Source organism: Streptomyces sp. NPDC055189, from assembly GCF_053606765.1.
This window is the reverse complement of sequence record NZ_JBSGSG010000136.1, coordinates 1-16,671: the sequence shown is the minus strand read 5'-3', so window position 1 is coordinate 16,671 and position 16,671 is coordinate 1. Positions and strand designations below refer to the sequence as shown.

Below are 16,671 nucleotides of genomic sequence, written 5' to 3'. Positions count from 1 at the left end.
GCCCCACCCGCCCCCGCCCCCCTCGTACAGGAACTTCTAGAACAGCCGCAGCTTGTCGTCCTCGATGCCGCGCATCGCGTTGTAGTCCAGGACGGCGCAGCCGATGCCGCGGTCCGTGGCGAGCACGCGGGCCTGCGGCTTGATCTCCTGGGCGGCGAAGATGCCCTTGACGGGGGCCAGGTGCGGGTCGCGGTTCAACAGCTCTAGGTAGCGGGTGAGTTGCTCCACGCCGTCGATCTCGCCGCGCCGCTTGATCTCGACGGCGACGGTCTGTCCTTCGGCGTCGCGGCAGAGGATGTCCACCGGGCCGATCGCCGTCATGTACTCGCGCCGGATCAGTGAATAGCCCTCTCCGAGCGTCTCGATCCGGTCGGCGAGCAGCTCCTGGAGGTGTGCTTCCACGCCGTCCTTGATGAGACCCGGATCGACGCCCAGTTCGTGCGAGGAGTCGTGCAGGATCTCTTCCATCGTGATGATGAGTTTCTCGCCCGCCTTGTTCACGACGGTCCAGACACCCTCGTCGTCCCCCGTCCCCTCCTTCAAGGTGCAGGGCGGGGACATCCAGTTGAGGGGTTTGTAGGCCCGGTCGTCCGCGTGGATCGAGACACTGCCGTCCGCCTTCACAAGGATCAGGCGGGGGGCCGACGGGAGATGGGCTGTGAGCCTGCCCGCGTAATCAACGGAGCATCGGGCAATGACGAGACGCATGGGGCGCAACGCTACTCGACCCCGGGTGGTCCGCGCGATTCCTCCACCGATACCCCTGTTCGATCCTGGCCGGTTATGTTCCCAATCTCCTGGTGCAGCGCGGGTCCGATGCTTAACGTATAAGCAGGAGGTCGTCGTGCGTGCACGCTGCGTGCACGGACTCCTTCCCTGTCCGTAAGCCCCCGCTCCCCGGGGGCGCGAGAGGAGAACCCATGTCGCTCGACGTCTCACCGGCGCTGTTGGAACAGGCCGAGCGAGGCGAGGTCGATGAAGCGGAATTCGTCGACTGCGTCCGGACCTCCCTGCCTTATGCATGGGAGATGATCAGCTCCCTGGTGGCACAGCTGAAGGTTGACGGCGGCGAGTTCGCCGACAATCAGACGCCGCCTCCGAACGAGCAGGCACGCGGCCAGCTCCTGCGGGCGCTCGCGAGTGACGCGATTCGCGGCGCTCTGCAGCGCCACTTCGGAGTGCGTCTCGCATTCCAGAACTGCCACCGTGTGGCCGTGTTCCCGTTGGACTCGTCCGTGGATGACCGGCTCGCCCGGTTCACCTCGATCCGCGGCCAGCTGCTCAACCAGTCACCCACACTGCGGGACTGCTGACGCTTTTGTGCTGCCGCTCCGTACGCGGGAGGTGTTCTAGTACCGGAGCGGCAGCTCCCCGCCCCAGCGGATCAGCCGAGCTGGGGCAGGACTTCGGCCCCCAGCCGCCGGACGTTCTCTTCCGTCGTGGCCAGGTCTCCCGAACCCTCGACGAGCAGCGCGAAGCGGGTGATCCCCGTGCGCTCCGAGGTCGCCGCGATGCGGTCGGCACACAGCTGCGGCGTGCCCACCGGATGCAGTCCGCAGAGCAGTTCGGTGTACGCGAGCGGGTCCCGCATCGTCCGTGCGCGGCCGTCGACCGTGACATGTGCGTCCAGGCCCTGCTTGAGCCACCCCGGCATCGCCTTCTGCAGGGTCTCGGCCGCGTCCAGGCGCCGGTCCGCGACCTGCGCGACTCCGGCGGAGACGTGCGGGGCGCGGTGGACCTCCTCCGGCGTACGCCCCGCGGCGCGCGCCTGCCTCCGCCACAACGCCACCATTTCGGCCTTCTCCTCGTCGCCGACGTGCATGCCCAGCAGCATCGGCAGACCGCGTTCCGCCGCGAGCCGCACGCTGGACGGCGAGGTGCAGGCGACGATCACCTCGGGACCGCCGGTCGTCTCCCCGGCGTCCTCGGCCGAGCCGGTCAGCGCCTCCTGCGGCCGTGGCACCACGGCGACCTCGCGGAACGGGAAGCGGTCCGCGTCGCTCGCGACGCGGGGCTCGCGCAGCCACCGCAGCAGCAGGTCGAGCGAGTCCGGGAACCCCTTCTCGTACGCCTCGAGACCGGACCCGAAGACTTCCAGGTCCACCCACGGACCGCCGCGCCCCACACCCAGCGAGAAACGCCCGCCGGACGTCAGGTGCAGCAGCGCCGCCTGCTCGCCCAGGGCCACCGGATGAACGGTCGGCAGGACGCTCACGGCGGTGCCGATACGGATGTGCCGCGTACGTCCGAGAAGGAGCGCGGCGAGGGTCACGGCGGACGGACATGTGCCGTACGGCACGAAGTGGTGCTCGGCGAGCCAGACCGAGTCCAGGCCCGCCTCCTCGGCCACCTCGGCGGATCGCACCGCACGGTGCAGCGCCTCTCCCTGCCCCTGTCCGGGGAACTGGGCTGCCAGAACAAAACTACCTACACGCATCGCACTTCCTGCCTCCTTGGCGCCGACGCAGGCACTCCCCCTACGGGCAACAACGCATGACACGTGCCAAAGGCACGGCTTGGCATGAAGATTGACGGATTTTCTGCGAAATGCAGGGGGGATCTGTGGGGGTTCGTGCGGGGCGCCCACCCCGTGGGCGCCGCGTAGGCTGGACGTACCCCTGACTCCCGTACATCCCGTGAGGTGTCCCGTGCCCCCGCGTCGCAACCGCCCGAAGGGCGCCGGAGAAGACGGCCCGCGCATGGACGCGGAACCTTCGGGCCGCTACGGCGGCTTCCAGTCCACCGAGAGCTGGCAGGGCGAGCAGTGGAGCCTGCGCCATGTCGCGGGCGCGAGCGCGGCCGGCAAGACCTACCGCTGCCCCGGCTGCGACCAGGAGATCCCGTCCGGCGTCGCGCACGTGGTGGCCTGGCCCGAGCACTCGGGCGTGGACGAGCGAAGGCACTGGCACAAAGCCTGCTGGAACGCGAAGGACCGCCGCACCACGCGGGTGCAGCGGTCCCGTAACGCGCCGAGGTACTGAGCGGCTAGACGTCGCGCTTCTCCAGGAGGGCGAAGGCGCCGGCGATCGCGGCCACCGTCACGCAGAGGAGCAGCATCAGCTGCGAGGTGCCGGTGCCCTCGCCGTCCATCTCGAAGATCTTGGCGAGCGAGTTGATGGCGTTGTAGTCCATCATCTTCTCGCCCAGCGGGCGCGTGCCCTCGGAGATCATCAGGAACACCGGCAGGATCGCGGGCACCAGGACCACGCCGAGCATCGCGGTGATCGCGCCCGCCGAGTGGCGCAGCATCGATCCTGCGGCCAGCGCGAGGACGCCCAGGAGCGAGACGTACAGGCCGCCCTTGAGGACCGTGCCCGACCAGTCGACGTCGCCCGCCTCGGGGCCGCTGTGCATCCCCGACGTCATCAGGCCCACCAGGAGGATGGAGCCCGCCGCGACCACGAAGGCGATCACGAAGAAGATCAGGATCTTGGCCGCGAGCACGCGATAGCGCTGCGGCGACGCCGTGAACGTCGTACGGATCATGCCCGTGCCGTACTCCGACGACGTCACCAGGACGCCGAGCGTGATCAGGCAGATCTGGCCGAGCACGAGACCGAAGAACGCGGGGATCGTGAACGGCACGTCCGCGTAGTCCAGGTCCTGCGTATTGGCGGCCACGAGCACGCCGATGCCGACGACCAGGAGGAAGAAGACGCCGAGGGTCCACATCGTCGAGCGGACCGACTTGATCTTTGTCCACTCGGAGGCGAGGGCGTTGCCCAGGTGGGTCTTCCTGACCGGGATCGGCGAGGTGTAGGCGTTGTTCATCGCCTGCTGCCACGCGGAGGGCGGCGCGGGGGCGGCCGGCGGGGGAGCCATCGGGGCGCCGCCCGGCGGGACCGGGCCGCCGTGCGGCATCGGGGCGCCCTGCGGGGGAGCGCCCTGCGGCACGGGAGCGCCTGCCTGTGCGTACGCCTGCTGGGGCTGCGCCTGCGGCTGGGGAGTCGGAGGCGTGGTCATCGGGGGTCCTCGCTGTCTCGCTTGGTCATCTCAGGAGCGGGGGCGGAGGCGGGCGCTTGCGGGGCGGCGGCCGCGTACGGGTTCGGGGTGCCCGGCGGGGGGCCCTGCGGAGGGCTCTGCGGTGCGCCAGGGGCCCCGGGAGCTCCCTGGGGCGCACCCTGGGGCATCGCAAACGGCTGGCCGCCCTGCTGCGGCGACGGAGGCGCGTACCAGCCCGGCTGGCCCTGTCCCGGTACCGGCATCGGCTGCTGCGGCATCGCGCCCGGCGGCAGCTGCTGCTGGAGGCCCGCGCGCTGGTCGACCGTGGAGCGGTAGTCGACGGCGCCCTGCGTCATCCGCATGTACGCCTCTTCCAGCGAGGCCTGGTGCGGGGAGAGCTCCCAGACGCGGACGTCCGCGCCGTGCGCGAGGTCGCTGATGCGGGGGAGCGGCAGGCCGGTCACGCGCAGCGCGCCGTCCTGCTCGGGCATGACCTGGCCGCCCGCCTCGCTCAGCGCTGCCGACAGCTTCTCGCGCTGCTGCGGCTCGCCGTCCGGCACCCGCACCCGGGCGAAGTCGGCGGAGTTGTGCGAGATGAAGTCCTTGACGCTCATGTCCGCGAGCAACTGCCCGCGGCCGATCACGATCAGGTGCTCGGCGGTGAGGGCCATCTCGCTCATGAGGTGCGAGGAGACGAAGACCGTACGCCCCTCGGCGGCGAGGGACTTCATCAGGTTCCTGACCCAGAGGATGCCCTCGGGGTCGAGGCCGTTGACCGGCTCGTCGAAGAGCAGCACCTGGGGGTCGCCGAGGAGCGCGGCGGCGATGCCGAGGCGCTGGCCCATGCCGAGTGAGAAGCCCTTGGAGCGCTTCTTCGCCACCTCCTGGAGGCCGACGACGCCGAGCACCTCGTCGACCCTGCGGGCCGGGATGCCGGAGAGCTGCGCGAGGCACAGGAGGTGGTTGCGGGCGTGCCTGCCGCCGTGCACCGCCTTGGCGTCGAGCAGCGCGCCGACCTGGCGGGGGGCGTTGGGGAGCTTGCGGTACGGGTAGCCGCCGATCGTCACCTGGCCCGTGGTGGGTTGGTCGAGCCCGAGGATCATGCGCATGGTCGTCGATTTGCCGGAGCCGTTCGGGCCCAGGAAGCCGGTGACCGTGCCGGGCCGCACCTGAAAGGAAAGGTTGTACACGGCTGTCTTGGCGCCGTAGCGCTTCGTCAGGCCGACTGCCTCGATCATTCTCCGCACCCATCGAATGGTTCAGGACGTCGGGGCACACGCCCCCGTAAGGGTTAGGAGGATATCGGGGAGCTGACGGTTCCAGCCAAAGGCGAGTACTGCATCTTTCCGGGGGACGACCCCCGGGCCCCCAGCCGGGAGAACGGGTCGGCCGGGTCCCGCGGGCCGCGTCTGATTGCCGGCCTGGTCCCGCCGGAAGGCCGGGAGGCGATGGGCGGGCATACGGACAGCCGTCAGAGCCCGGCCGCTCCTCCGGCGTACGACAGCAGGCCCGGCTGCCGCAGGACCCAGCTCTCCTCGCCGAAGATGCGGGTCCCGGACTCGCGCACCGCACGGTCGGCGGCGGCCTTGCGTACCCAGCTCGCAGGATCGGGGCCGAGCAGGTCCCGCAGGCGCGGCGACGCATCGAGCAGTGACGCGAGCAGCGTGGCCTGGTGACCGCTGTCGCGCCGGGGTCCGGCGCCGGAGTCCGTGAGGACGCCGCGCGCGCTGACGTAGAGGAACGCGCCGTGAAGCAGTTCTCCGGACGGCATGGTCATGGCGAAGTCACCGCCGGGCAGGAGCGCCCGCCGGTAGTTGGGGAACTCCGTCTCGTCGACCGCCCTGAACTGGTCACCGTCGAGCCAGCTCACGACGAGGGAGGTTTCGGCCGCGGGGTCGTCGAGGTAGGGCGCCGCCGCCACATATCCGGCCCGCCCGATGTGCGCCGAGCAGCCCACGGCGATGCCGCGCACCCGCACCGGAACCATCGGCACGGTGGCGGGGACGGAGCGCCGGACGAGCTTGTACGCGACCTGGGCGGGCGAGGCGTTCGACCCGACGGCGATGACGGGGTGCCTGCGGCCGACGGGCGCCTGCCCCCGCTCGCCGAGCACCTCGTCGAGCGTCCGCCCCGCCACGAGCCACTGCCCGAGCGGAAGCGGACACACACCGAGGGGGAGAAGATCGTCGCCGGTCAGGAGGGCGGGCCAGGGGGCGGGACGTCCGGGGTAGGCGAGCGGCCGGAGGGCGGGCACGACGTCGAGGCCGAGCGCGGCAAGGCTCAGGTCCTCGGACATGGCGTCCCTCCCGCGGACGGCATCGAGCCCCGTAAGGGGCGTCAAGGGGCGCGGGGAGCTGCGCGACAAGCCCCCACCGGCCCGCGGTTTCATCCCCGCAATCCTCGCAATCCCCGCATCCCCGCAATCCCCGCAATCCCCGCAATCACAGCGAAGCGTTACGCGTCGCGCTTCTTCAGCAGGGCGTAGCCGCCGATCAGGGCGAGCACCACCCACACCACCATGATCGCGAGCCCGCCCCAGGGACCGTACGGACTGTCGTCGTCCAGCGGCGTCTTCACCTGCATGATCTTGCTGCCCGCCTGGTCGGGGAGGAAACGCCCGATCTTCTTCGTGGCGGAGACGTTGCCCAGGATGCTGGAGATGAGGAAGAAGAACGGCATCAGGATGCCGAGCGACAGCATCGGACTGCGCAGCATCATCGCGACGCCCATCGAGAACATCGCGATGAGCGTCATGTAGAGCCCGCCGCCGATCACCGCGCGCAGCACGCCCGGATCGCTGATCAGCGCCTTGTGCTCGCCGAGCATCGCCTGTCCGAGGAAGAACGAGATGAAGCTCGTGACCAGGCCCACCACCAGACTGAGCAACGTTGCGACCGCGACCTTGCTCGCCATGAAGGTCGCGCGCTGGGGGACCGCGGAGAGCGAGGTGCGGATCATGCCGGTGCTGTACTCGTTCGAGACGACGAGCACACCGAAGACGATCATCGCGAGTTGGCCGAGGCTCGTACCGGCGAAGCTGGTGAAGGTCGGGTCGAACACCCGGCGGTCCTGGGCATTGAGGCTGTCGTAGTCGTTCTTCGCCAGAATGCTGATCAACAGGCCGAGCCCGACCGTGACGACCAGGGCGAGGCCCAGCGTCCACACGGTCGACGAGACCGAACGGATCTTGGTCCACTCCGACTTCAGTACCTGCGTCGCGGCCATCGCTCAGGACCTCTTCTTCTGCTGCTGTTGCCAGCTCCCGCCCCAGCCCCCGGCCTGCTCGGGTGGCACGGGCGGTGGCGGGGCGCCGGGGGCCGTGTGATCCGCGTGCGCGTGGTACTCGACCGACTCCGCGGTGAGCTGCATGAAGGCCTCCTCCAGGGAAGCCTGCTGGGGGCTCAGTTCGTGGAGCACGAGATGATGCCGGGCGGCGAGCTCACCGAGGTCCTCCGAGGGGGTGCCGTCGACTTCGAGGGTGCCGTTGCCCGCCTCGACGACGGCGACGCCTTCCTGGTGCAGCACGTCGAGGAGGCGCTCGCGCTGCGGGGTGCGCAGCCGGACGTAACTGCGTGAGTTCTGCCGGATGAAGTCCGCCATGGAGGTGTCGGCGAGGAGCCGCCCCTGCCCGATGACGACGAGATGGTCGGCGGTCAGCGCCATTTCACTCATCAGGTGGGAGGAGACGAAGACCGTGCGGCCCTGCGAGGCGAGGGACTTCATCAGGTTCCGGATCCAGTGGATGCCCTCGGGGTCGAGCCCGTTGACCGGCTCGTCGAACATCAGGATCTCGGGGTCGCCGAGCAACGCACCCGCGATGCCGAGCCGCTGGCCCATCCCGAGCGAGAACCCCTTGGCCTTCTTCTTGGCGACCTGCGTCAGGCCCACGGTGTCGAGCACCTCGTTGACGCGGGCGCGCGGGATGCCGTTGCTCTGCGCGAGGCACAGGAGGTGATTGAAGGCGCTGCGCCCGCCGTGCATGGCCTTGGCGTCGAGCAGGGCGCCGATGTACTTGAGGGGGTCCTTCAGCTGGGCGTACCGCTTGCCGTCGATCCGGGCGGCCCCCGCCGTGGGGTTGTCGAGCCCCAGCATCATCCGCATCGTCGTGGACTTGCCCGCCCCGTTCGGCCCGAGGAAGCCGGTGACGATGCCCGGATGCACGGTGAAGGTGAGGTCGTTGACGGCCATTTTCTCGCCGTACCGCTTGGTCAGCCCCTCGAGCTCGATCATGCGGCCACGCTAAAACGGGACAGAGCCCCCTGCCACTTGGAGTGACAGAGGGCTCTGCAGGCCTCAGGGGCGCCCCGTCAGGGGCGCGGGGAACTGCGCGACCAGCCACGACCGGCCCGCAGTGCTCCGACGGCCTTATCGGGTCTGCTGGGCGGGAACCCCACGGGAAACGGGCTCGTCGTCGGCGGGCGTACCCGCGGCGGCGACGGCCGCACCCGTAAGGGTGGCCAGCATTTCGCGCACATTGGTGAGCTGCGCGTTGATCGAGTCCCGGCGGTTGGTGAGCGCCGCCAGCTCCCGCTCGGACTCCGAGCGGATCCGGTCGGCCTTGGCGTTCGCATCCGCGACGATGTCCTCGGCCTGACGCTGAGCCGTCTCGACGGTCTGACGGGCACGACGCTCGGCGTCCGTCCGCAGCTTCTCCGCCTCGAGACGGAGCTGCTCCGCACGGTGCTCGATCTCCGCGAGGCGCTTCTCGGCCTTTGCCTGACGCGAGGCCAGGTCACGCTCGGACTGCTCGCGGCGCTTGGCGAGGTTCGTCTCGAAGTCGGCCGCGGCCTGGGCGGCCTTGGCGCGGGTCTCCTCGAAGAGGGCGTCCGCCTCCTCGCGCTTCTGCTGCGCGTCCTTCTGCGCCTCGCTGCGCAGCGCGCCGGCCTCGCCCTTGGCCTTCTCGACGATCCGGACGCCCTCGTCCTCCGCCTTGGCCTTGCGCTCGGCCGCGAACGACTCGGCGTCGTTGCGCACCTGCTGGGCCGCCGACTCGGCGAGCTCGCGGTGCTGCTCGGCTGCGCGACGGGCCTCCTCGCGCAGGTCCTTCGCCTCCTCCTCGGCGAGGCGGAGGATCTTCTCGACGCGTGCGCCGAGACCCGCGTAAGACGGTTCGGCGTCGGCTACCTGCGCCTGCGCGTTCTGCGTCTCGAGGTGGAGCTCCTCAATGCGCTTTTCCAGAGCAGTGATACGAGCAAGAGCGCTGTCACGGTCGGAGACGAGCTTGGAGATACGTTCGTCCACCTGAGCGCGGTCGTACCCACGCCGCACAAGCTCGAAGCCGTAGGGGGAAGTGTCGCTCATGGGGTTCCTGTCGAATGAGACCGGTGAGGTGATAGGGGGAATCCTAGGGGTCCAAGCGGCGTGTCATCGAGCGGATGCCCGTTTGATCTGGAGAATGACACCCCTTTTGAGTGGCTAACCGCCGGAGCACTTGCCAGCGACAGTGCCGAAGGTCCTTACAAAGCACGCCAGATGTTCTTTGGCTAGCCCTCAGACGGCTTGCCACCCGATCGAGTTGACCCCGCGGCTGCACCGGCCTTGACCCCACCGTCCTTCGCGCCGGCGATCGGTGGAGCCTCAAAAGACTCCAACGCCTCCAGTACGTCCTGGACACGGGAAATTTCGGCGTTGATGTCCTCGCGGCGCCGCACGAGAACCTCCAGCTCGCGTTTCCCCTCGTCAACCGTACGCTCTGCTTCGGCCTGCGCCTCCGCCTTGACGCGTTCGGCGTCCCGCACCAGCTCGGCGACCTTCGTCTCGGCCTCCTTGAGCAGGGCCTCGGCCCGCTTCACGGCGGAGATCCGTACCTTGCCGGCCTCGGAACTCGCGTCCGACACCATCTCCTTGGCCTTCGCCTCGGCCTCGGCGAGCTGCTCCTCCGCGGCCTTCACCAGAGCATCGCAGCGTTCACCGGCGGTCTTCATCGCCTCGGCGGACTCGCGGCGCGCACGCTCGTGCAGCTCCTCGATCTCGGCGGTGAGGCGGTCGCGCTGCTCCTCGGAGCGCTCCCTTATGGCCGTGGCGTCCCTGCGGGCGCCGACGAGCAGTTCGTCCGCGTCCGTACGGGCCTTCTCCACCGCGGAGTTGCCCTCGACCGTCGCTTCGGAGACGAGGCGGTCGGCCTCCGTACGCGCGGCGCCGACCATCGTGTCGGCCTGCGCCTCCGCTTCCGTGGTGGCCTTGAGCGCCTTCTCCTGTGCGTCGGTCGTCAGCTTCTCGGCCTCGGCCACCGCCTCGGTGATGAGTGTGTCGACCTGCTCGGCGGCCTCGGAGCGGCGCTTGTTGGCGGCCTGGCGTGCCTCGTCCTGGGTCCGCTCGGCCTCCTCCCGCGCCTGCGAGGTGAGCCGCTCGGCCTCGGCCGCGGCCTCCGCCTTGACGCGCTCGGCGTCGGAACGGATGCGCTCGGCGTGCTGCTGGGCGGAGCCGACCGTCTCGGCGGCGTCCGCGCGCAGCCGCTCGGCGTCGCCCGTCGCGTCCGAGATGAGCTTCTCGGCCTTGGCCACGGACTCCGAGCGCACCCGCTCGGCCTCCGAAGCCGTCTCACGGCGCAGCCGGTCGACCTCCGCGGCGGTCTCGGTCCGGAGCCGCTCGGCCTCCGCGACCGTCTCGTTCTGCAGCCGCTCCGCCTCGCCGCGCGCCTCGCCGATCAGCTGGTCGGCCTGGCTCGCCGCGTCACTGCGGATGCGGTTGGCGTCCTCACGGGCGTCGGCACGCGTACGGGACGCGTCCTGCTCGGCCGACGCGATCGCGTCCGAAGCCTCGGTCCGCGAGCGCTGGGCGTGCTCGGAAGCGTCCGAACGCAGCCGCTCGGCCTCCGCGATCGCCTCCGAAACGGTGCGCTCGGCAAGGGACTTGGCGGCCTCGGTCTCCTCGCTCGCCTCACGCCGGGCGCGGCCCGCGTCCTCCGTGGCGCGCTCCCGCTCGGCGTACGCGTCGGAGCGGACGCGGTCCGCCTCCTCCTGCGCCTCGGTCCGCGTGCGCTCCGCCGCGTGCTCGGCGGCGCTGCGCAGGCCCGTGATCTCCTCCTGCGCCGACTCCTGCATGCCCGCCACGGAATCCCGTACGGACTGGGCGGTCTGCTCGGCGCTAGAGACCATCTCGGTCGCCCTGCGGTCGGCCTCCTCTACGAGGCGCACGGCCTCGGCCTGGGCCTCTTCGACGCGTTTGCGGGCGGAGGCGAGGAGTTCCTCGCTCTGCTCGCGGGCGCGCTCGCGCTCCTGGTCCGCCTCGCCGCGCGCGGAGCTGAGGGTCTCCTCGGCCTCCCTGCGGCGCCTGGCGGCCTCTTCCTGGGCTGCGGAGAGCGCCTCGGCGGCCTCCGTGCCCACGCGCTCGGCGGCGGCTGCCGCCTCCGAGCGCAGCCGGTCGGCCGTCTCCTGGGCCTCGGTCTTGAGCCGCTCGGCTTCGTTGGCGGCGTCCGAACGCAGCCGCACGGCGACGTTCTCGCCCTCGGCGCGTGCCTGCGAGGCGTCGGCGGCGGCCTCGGTGCGCAGCCGCTCGGCCTCGGTCTCGGCCTGCGACTGCAGGGTGCGGATCCGCTCGGCGGACTCCGCGCGCAGGCGGTCCGTCTCGTCCGAAGCCTCCTTGCGGATGCGCTCGGCCTCGGCGCGGGCGTCGGTCAGCGCCTGCTCGGCGGAGGCGAGACGCTCCTCGGCCTCCGTGTGCAGGCGCGCCAGCTCGTCGGCGGCCTCGGCCTGACGTGCCGCTATCGCCCGCTCGGTCTCCTCGCGCAGCGCCCGCGCGGCCTCCTCGGCCTCGGACTTCGTGGCCTCGGCCTGCTCGGCGGCCTCCTCGCGGTGCCGCTCGGCCTCCCCGCGGGTGCGCTCCAGGGTCTCCTCGGCCTGCTTGCGCAGGGTCGTCGCGCGCTCGATGGCCTCGGTGCGCACCCGGTCGCTGTCGACGCCGGCCGCCGTCCGCAGCTCGTCCGCGTCGGCCTTCGCCTTGGCGAGCAGCTCCTCGGCGGACTTGGCCGCCTCCTCGATCTGCTGGACGACCTCGCGCCTGGCCTCGCCGCGGATCCGCTCACCCTCGGTGACCGCGTCGGCCCGCAGCTGCTCGGCCTCGCCGCGCAGGCGGCGCGCCTCCTCCTGCAGCTCGACGGTCTTGGCGCGGTACTCCTTGGTGTCGTCCTTCGCCGTGCCCTTGAGCTGCTCGGCGATGTCGTGCGCCTCGGCGCGCAGCCGGTCCGCCTCGGTCTCGGCCTCGGTGCGGATCCGCTCGGCCTCTTCGGTGGCGGTCTTCGTCGTCTCCTTGGCGTCCTTGGACGCCTTGTCGAGTACGTCCTCCGCGGTGCGGGCGGCCTTGGCGAGCTGGCCCGCGGTCTCCTCGGCGGTGATCGTGCGCGCCTTCTCGGCGGCGTCCTTGATCAGCTGCTCGGCCTCGGCGCGGGCGTCGGTGACGAGCTGCTCGGCCTCGGCCTTGGTGACCTCGGCTTCCTTCGTGGCCTCGCCGACCAGCCGCGCGACCTGCTCCTTGGCGGTGCGCGTGCGCTGTTCGTTGGCGCCCTCGGCGGCCGACAGCTGTTTGGACGCGAGGTCCTTCGCCTCGGCGACGACCTTGTCCGCCTCCGTGCGCGCCTCGCGCAGAGCCGTCTCGGCCTCCGCCATGCGCTGCTCGGCGGCCCGGCTCGCCTCGCTCGTCTGGCGGCGGGCCTGTTCGGACTCGGTGGCCGTGGTGGAGCGCAGCTGCTCCGCGTGGTCGGTGGCCTCCTGCGCCTGGGTGGACGCGGCGTTCAGGAGGCGCTCGGCGTCCGCACGGGCCCGGCGCAGGGTCGCCTCGGCCTCGGCGCGGGCCGACTCGGCGTCGCTCGCCAGGCGCTGGCGGGCCTCATCGGCCACGCGCTCGGCCTCGGCGCGGGCGGCGGCCAGGGCCTGGTCCGCCTCGGCGCGCGACTCGTCGAGCAGGCGGCGCGCCTGCTGCTCCGTGCGCGCCCGCAGCTGCTCGGCCCACGCCACGTTTTCGTTGACGTGCGACTCGACGGTCTGGCGGCGCTCGGACAGCTCCTGGTCGAGCTGCTGACGGCGCGACACCGCCTCGGAGTGCAGCTCGGACTGGAGCCTGGACTGCTGCTCGGCGTGCTCCTGGAGGATCCGCTGGGTCTGCGCACGGGCGTCGCGCAGCTCCCGCTCGGCGTCCTGGCGCAGCTGATCGGCCTGGATCTGGGCATTACGGAGCAACTGCTCGGCCTGGTAGCCGATGTCCGCGCCGTCATAGGCAGGGCGGGACGCGAGGTTGCGGCGCGCCTCGTGCAGCTTGGCGCGCAACACCTCGACCTGGTAGCCGAGGTCTTCGGCGTGCTGAACAGCCTTCTCTCGCTCGGTCTTCAGCCGGTCCATCTCGGCCTCGAACCGCGAAAGATGGTCCGTCTCAGCCCGCGAGCTCTCTTGGCGTTCGTAGCCCCGCACTGCGCGGTCCCATCCTTCCCCAAGCTCTCAACTTCGTTCGAGCAGGGGAGACCCCACTCCGGTCGCAAGTCTCTGCGTACGAGCCCTGTCCATCCGCCGAACGGGGCCCAAGGGGAATGGTGTCAGATCAACAGCAGAGCGTGGGCTACTGCCCCGACGCTCGTCCCCCGAAACCCGGACCCCGGCAAGCGGTCGCCCAGCTTACGGACGACCGGCCGCCCATACTTCGGACGGCCGCCCCCAACCCTACCGGCCCAAGTATGCGGAGGTCAGTGCTCCGGTGACTCCTCGGCTGCCGAGGTGACGAGTTCGGTCAGCACTCCGTGACAGTCCTTGGGGTGCAGGAAGGTGATACGGGATCCCATGGAGCCGATCCGGGGCTCCTCATAAAGGACACGTACGCCCTTTTCCTTGACGGCGGCGGCGTCGCCGTCCACATCCGCGGTGCCGAAGGCGATGTGGTGCACGCCCTCGCCGTTCTTCGCGAGCCATTTGCCCACGGCGGAGTCGTCGCGGGTGGGTTCGAGAAGCTGCAGGTAGGAGGCGCCTCCGTCGCTCGTCTCATTGATCTTCAGCATGGCCTCGCGCACGCCCTGCTCTTCATTGACCTCGGTGTGGAACACCGTGAAGCCATAAGTCTCCCGGTAGAACTCGACGGTCTTGTCGAGGTCGAAACAGGCGATCCCGATGTGATCGATTCGCGTCAGCATGTTTTAAGTGCAGCCCTTCCGGCGGTGATTACGCAACGTGCGCGCGATCACACCGAAGGCCCGGTGACGCGCGGCGTACCGCTCAGTACATTCAAGTAAACCCTCATTAACTCCTCCTCCCAAGGGGCCGTGGCACATGTCTGGAACGACCGGTACCACCTCAGTGATCGTCGCGGGCGCACGAACGCCCATGGGCCGCCTGCTCGGCTCCCTGAAGTCCTTCTCCGGCGCCGACCTGGGCGGCTTCGCGATCAAGGCCGCGCTCGACCGGGCCGGGATCGGCGGCGACCAGGTGCAGTACGTGATCATGGGGCAGGTCCTCACCGCCGGGGCAGGGCAGATCCCGGCACGTCAGGCCGCCGTCAAGGCGGGCATCCCCATGAACGTCCCCGCGCTCACCGTCAACAAGGTGTGCCTCTCCGGGCTCGACGCGATCGCGCTCGCCGACCAGCTGATCCGCGCGGGCGAGTTCGACATCGTCGTCGCCGGCGGCCAGGAGTCGATGACGAACGCCCCGCACCTCCTCCCGAAGTCGCGCGAGGGCTTCAAGTACGGCGCGGTCGAGATGCTCGACTCCATGGCGTACGACGGCCTGACCGACTCCATCGAGAACATCGCCATGGGCGAGTCCACGGAGAAGCACAACACCCGGCTCGGCATCGCACGCCCCGAGCAGGACGCGATCGCCGCCGCCTCGCACCAGCGGGCGGCCGCCGCGCAGAAGAACGGCATCTTCGAGGCCGAGATCACCCCCGTCGAGATCCCGCAGCGCAAGGGCGACCCGGTCCTGTTCTCCAAGGACGAGGGCATCCGCGCCGAGACGACCGCGGAGTCCCTCGGCAAGCTGCGCCCGGCCTTCACCAAGGACGGCACGATCACGGCGGGCACGTCCTCGCAGATCTCCGACGGTGCGGCGGCGGTCGTGGTGATGTCCAAGGCCAAGGCCGAGGAGCTGGGCCTCGCCTGGATCGCCGAGATCGGGGCGCACGGCAACGTGGCGGGCCCGGACAACTCGCTCCAGTCGCAGCCGTCCAACGCGATCCAGCACGCCCTGAAGAAGGAGGGCCTGGACGTCGCCGACCTCGACCTCATCGAGATCAACGAGGCCTTCGCCGCGGTCGCGGTGCAGTCAATGAAGGACCTCGGCGTCTCCTCGGAAAAGGTGAACGTCAACGGCGGTGCCATCGCCCTGGGTCACCCGATCGGGATGTCCGGCGCGCGGGTCGTCCTGCACCTCGCCCTGGAGCTGAAGCGGCGTGGCGGCGGCGTGGGGGCTGCCGCGCTGTGCGGTGGCGGCGGGCAGGGTGACGCGTTGATCGTGAAGGTGGCGAAGGCCTGACGACGCGCTCGGCGCGGGTAAGCCTTCTCTACGTCGACGTCTACCTCTACGTCTAGGAACGGAGCTGTCTGACATGCAGGACGTCCCCTCCCTGGTGGCACAGGCCCGCGAGGGCAGGCCACGGGCCGTGGCCCGGCTGATCTCACTGGTCGAGGGGGCGTCACCGCAGCTCCGTGAGGTCATGGCGGCGCTGGCTCCGCTGGCGGGGCACGCGTACGTGGTGGGTCTGACGGGGTCGCCGGGTGTCGGCAAGTCGACTTCGACGTCGGCGCTCGTGTCCGCGTACCGCAGGGCGGGCAAGCGGGTCGGTGTCCTCGCCGTCGACCCCTCGTCCCCGTTCTCCGGGGGCGCGCTGCTCGGCGACCGGGTCCGGATGTCGGAGCACGCGTCCGACCCCGGGGTCTACATCCGCTCCATGGCGACGCGCGGCCACCTCGGCGGCCTCGCGTGGTCTGCGCCGCAGGCGATCCGGGTCCTCGATGCCGCGGGGTGCGACGTGGTGTTGGTGGAGACGGTCGGCGTGGGCCAGTCCGAGGTGGAGATCGCCTCGCAGGCGGATACGTCGGTGGTGCTGCTCGCGCCCGGCATGGGCGACGGGATCCAGGCCGCGAAGGCCGGGATCCTGGAGATCGGCGACGTGTACGTGGTCAACAAGGCGGACCGGGACGGCGCGGACGCGACCGCGCGCGAGCTGAACCACATGCTCGGGCTCGGGGAGTCCCGCGCCAAGGGGGACTGGCGGCCGCCCATCGTGAAGACGGTGGCCGCGCGGGGCGAGGGGATCGACGAGGTCGTCGAAGCCCTGGAGAAGCACCGGGCGTGGATGGAGGAGCGGGGGGTCCTCGGGGAGCGCAGGGCTGCGCGGGCGGCGCGGGAGGTCGAGACGATCGCGGTCACGGCCCTGCGGGAACGCATCGCGGATCTCCACGGGGATGCGCGGCTCTCCGCTCTCGCGGAGCGGATTGTTGCGGGGGAGCTTGATCCTTACTCGGCGGCGGATGAGTTGATCGAGAAACTGACTTCGGGCTGAGGGGGTTGCCCTGCCCGGCGGGCAAGCGGGCCAGCTGCTTTTGATGGGCCTGCGGCCGGACTGGCTGTGCTTTCCGGTGGGCCTGCGGCCCTTCGGTGACCTGCGGTCGGATGCCGTGCTGTGGTGGGCCTGCGGTCGGCCTGCGGTCGGCCTAGCGGTGCTTTTGGTCGGCTCGGCCCTGCGGCCGTACCAGCCGCCGCTTCGCGGCGATTTTCTCCCGCCCACCCGCCCGATTACCCCGAGTAATCG

14 protein-coding genes are annotated in these 16,671 nt (G+C 70.6%); 4 read left to right on the top strand and 10 right to left on the bottom strand.

All coding sequences use genetic code 11. The features are described from left to right. Nucleotides 1-36 precede the first annotated feature (36 nt). Nucleotides 37-708 (bottom strand): endonuclease NucS, encoded by a 672-nt coding sequence (nucS, locus tag ACWFR3_RS44675; protein WP_453740453.1) that lies wholly within the window; start codon nucleotides 706-708, stop codon nucleotides 37-39. A 212-nt stretch (nucleotides 709-920) separates the two neighbouring features. Between nucS and ACWFR3_RS44670 the strand changes: the two genes are divergently transcribed. Continuing rightward, a complete protein-coding gene (locus ACWFR3_RS44670; RefSeq protein WP_190081919.1) occupies nucleotides 921-1,313 on the top strand; it encodes an SCO5389 family protein in 393 nt (130 codons plus the stop codon). 71 nt (nucleotides 1,314-1,384) lie between these two features. Here the strand turns inward: ACWFR3_RS44670 and ACWFR3_RS44665 are convergent, their stop codons facing one another. Continuing rightward, complete coding sequence (locus ACWFR3_RS44665) at nucleotides 1,385-2,437, bottom strand: LLM class flavin-dependent oxidoreductase (RefSeq protein ID WP_453740452.1); 1,053 nt, start codon at nucleotides 2,435-2,437, stop codon at nucleotides 1,385-1,387. 211 nt (nucleotides 2,438-2,648) lie between these two features. Here ACWFR3_RS44665 and ACWFR3_RS44660 point away from each other — a divergent pair, with 211 nt between their 5' ends. Next, nucleotides 2,649-2,981: an ATP/GTP-binding protein gene (locus ACWFR3_RS44660; RefSeq protein ID WP_453740451.1), complete on the top strand. Its 333-nt coding sequence runs from the start codon at nucleotides 2,649-2,651 to the stop codon at nucleotides 2,979-2,981. Nucleotides 2,982-2,985: 4 nt separating this feature from the next. On the opposite strand, the gene ACWFR3_RS44655 is transcribed toward ACWFR3_RS44660, so the two are convergent. The 8 genes from ACWFR3_RS44655 to mce all read right to left on the bottom strand — a co-directional run bounded on the left by ACWFR3_RS44655 (nucleotide 2,986) and on the right by mce (nucleotide 14,053). Further along, nucleotides 2,986-3,822 carry an ABC transporter permease gene (locus ACWFR3_RS44655; RefSeq protein WP_453740454.1) on the bottom strand — a complete coding sequence of 279 codons (837 nt, stop codon included), beginning with the start codon at nucleotides 3,820-3,822 and terminating at the stop codon, nucleotides 2,986-2,988. Between the two features lie 137 nt (nucleotides 3,823-3,959). After that, complete coding sequence (locus tag ACWFR3_RS44650; protein ID WP_453740450.1) at nucleotides 3,960-5,180, bottom strand: ATP-binding cassette domain-containing protein; 1,221 nt, start codon at nucleotides 5,178-5,180, stop codon at nucleotides 3,960-3,962. Nucleotides 5,181-5,413: 233 nt separating this feature from the next. After that, nucleotides 5,414-6,238, bottom strand: coding sequence for a hypothetical protein (locus tag ACWFR3_RS44645; protein WP_453740449.1), 825 nt, complete (start codon nucleotides 6,236-6,238; stop codon nucleotides 5,414-5,416). A 158-nt stretch (nucleotides 6,239-6,396) separates the two neighbouring features. Next, complete coding sequence (locus tag ACWFR3_RS44640; RefSeq protein WP_453740448.1) at nucleotides 6,397-7,167, bottom strand: ABC transporter permease; 771 nt, start codon at nucleotides 7,165-7,167, stop codon at nucleotides 6,397-6,399. A 3-nt stretch (nucleotides 7,168-7,170) separates the two neighbouring features. Then, the gene (locus ACWFR3_RS44635) at nucleotides 7,171-8,172 is read right to left on the bottom strand and encodes an ABC transporter ATP-binding protein (RefSeq protein WP_453740447.1); all 1,002 of its coding nucleotides are present in this window, start codon (nucleotides 8,170-8,172) and stop codon (nucleotides 7,171-7,173) included. Between the two features lie 135 nt (nucleotides 8,173-8,307). Beyond that, complete coding sequence (locus ACWFR3_RS44630; RefSeq protein ID WP_361181370.1) at nucleotides 8,308-9,243, bottom strand: coiled-coil domain-containing protein; 936 nt, start codon at nucleotides 9,241-9,243, stop codon at nucleotides 8,308-8,310. 182 nt (nucleotides 9,244-9,425) lie between these two features. Further along, the gene (gene scy, locus ACWFR3_RS44625; protein WP_453740446.1) at nucleotides 9,426-13,343 is read right to left on the bottom strand and encodes a polarized growth protein Scy; all 3,918 of its coding nucleotides are present in this window, start codon (nucleotides 13,341-13,343) and stop codon (nucleotides 9,426-9,428) included. Between the two features lie 269 nt (nucleotides 13,344-13,612). Then, the gene (mce, locus tag ACWFR3_RS44620; RefSeq protein WP_453740445.1) at nucleotides 13,613-14,053 is read right to left on the bottom strand and encodes a methylmalonyl-CoA epimerase; all 441 of its coding nucleotides are present in this window, start codon (nucleotides 14,051-14,053) and stop codon (nucleotides 13,613-13,615) included. Nucleotides 14,054-14,189: 136 nt separating this feature from the next. On the opposite strand from mce, the gene ACWFR3_RS44615 reads away from it, so the two are divergent. Next, nucleotides 14,190-15,392, top strand: coding sequence for an acetyl-CoA C-acetyltransferase (locus ACWFR3_RS44615; RefSeq protein WP_453740444.1), 1,203 nt, complete (start codon nucleotides 14,190-14,192; stop codon nucleotides 15,390-15,392). Nucleotides 15,393-15,465: 73 nt separating this feature from the next. Further along, nucleotides 15,466-16,422 carry a methylmalonyl Co-A mutase-associated GTPase MeaB gene (gene meaB / locus ACWFR3_RS44610; RefSeq protein ID WP_453740443.1) on the top strand — a complete coding sequence of 319 codons (957 nt, stop codon included), beginning with the start codon at nucleotides 15,466-15,468 and terminating at the stop codon, nucleotides 16,420-16,422. The last annotated feature ends 249 nt before the right edge of the window (nucleotides 16,423-16,671 follow it).

Bases quoted from the DNA above. Each gene is read 5' to 3' on its own strand.
- ACWFR3_RS44630 (WP_361181370.1), bottom strand. From the start codon at position 9,243: ATGAGCGACACTTCCCCCTACGGCTTCGAGCTTGTGCGGCGTGGGTAC.
- mce (WP_453740445.1), bottom strand. From the start codon at position 14,053: ATGCTGACGCGAATCGATCACATCGGGATCGCCTGTTTCGACCTCGAC.
- ACWFR3_RS44665 (WP_453740452.1), bottom strand. From the start codon at position 2,437: ATGCGTGTAGGTAGTTTTGTTCTGGCAGCCCAGTTCCCCGGACAGGGG.
- ACWFR3_RS44640 (WP_453740448.1), bottom strand. From the start codon at position 7,167: ATGGCCGCGACGCAGGTACTGAAGTCGGAGTGGACCAAGATCCGTTCG.
- ACWFR3_RS44655 (WP_453740454.1), bottom strand. From the start codon at position 3,822: ATGGCTCCCCCGCCGGCCGCCCCCGCGCCGCCCTCCGCGTGGCAGCAG.
- meaB (WP_453740443.1), top strand. From the start codon at position 15,466: ATGCAGGACGTCCCCTCCCTGGTGGCACAGGCCCGCGAGGGCAGGCCA.
- ACWFR3_RS44635 (WP_453740447.1), bottom strand. From the start codon at position 8,172: ATGATCGAGCTCGAGGGGCTGACCAAGCGGTACGGCGAGAAAATGGCC.
- ACWFR3_RS44650 (WP_453740450.1), bottom strand. From the start codon at position 5,180: ATGATCGAGGCAGTCGGCCTGACGAAGCGCTACGGCGCCAAGACAGCC.
- nucS (WP_453740453.1), bottom strand. From the start codon at position 708: ATGCGTCTCGTCATTGCCCGATGCTCCGTTGATTACGCGGGCAGGCTC.
- ACWFR3_RS44670 (WP_190081919.1), top strand. From the start codon at position 921: ATGTCGCTCGACGTCTCACCGGCGCTGTTGGAACAGGCCGAGCGAGGC.
- ACWFR3_RS44645 (WP_453740449.1), bottom strand. From the start codon at position 6,238: ATGTCCGAGGACCTGAGCCTTGCCGCGCTCGGCCTCGACGTCGTGCCC.
- ACWFR3_RS44615 (WP_453740444.1), top strand. From the start codon at position 14,190: ATGTCTGGAACGACCGGTACCACCTCAGTGATCGTCGCGGGCGCACGA.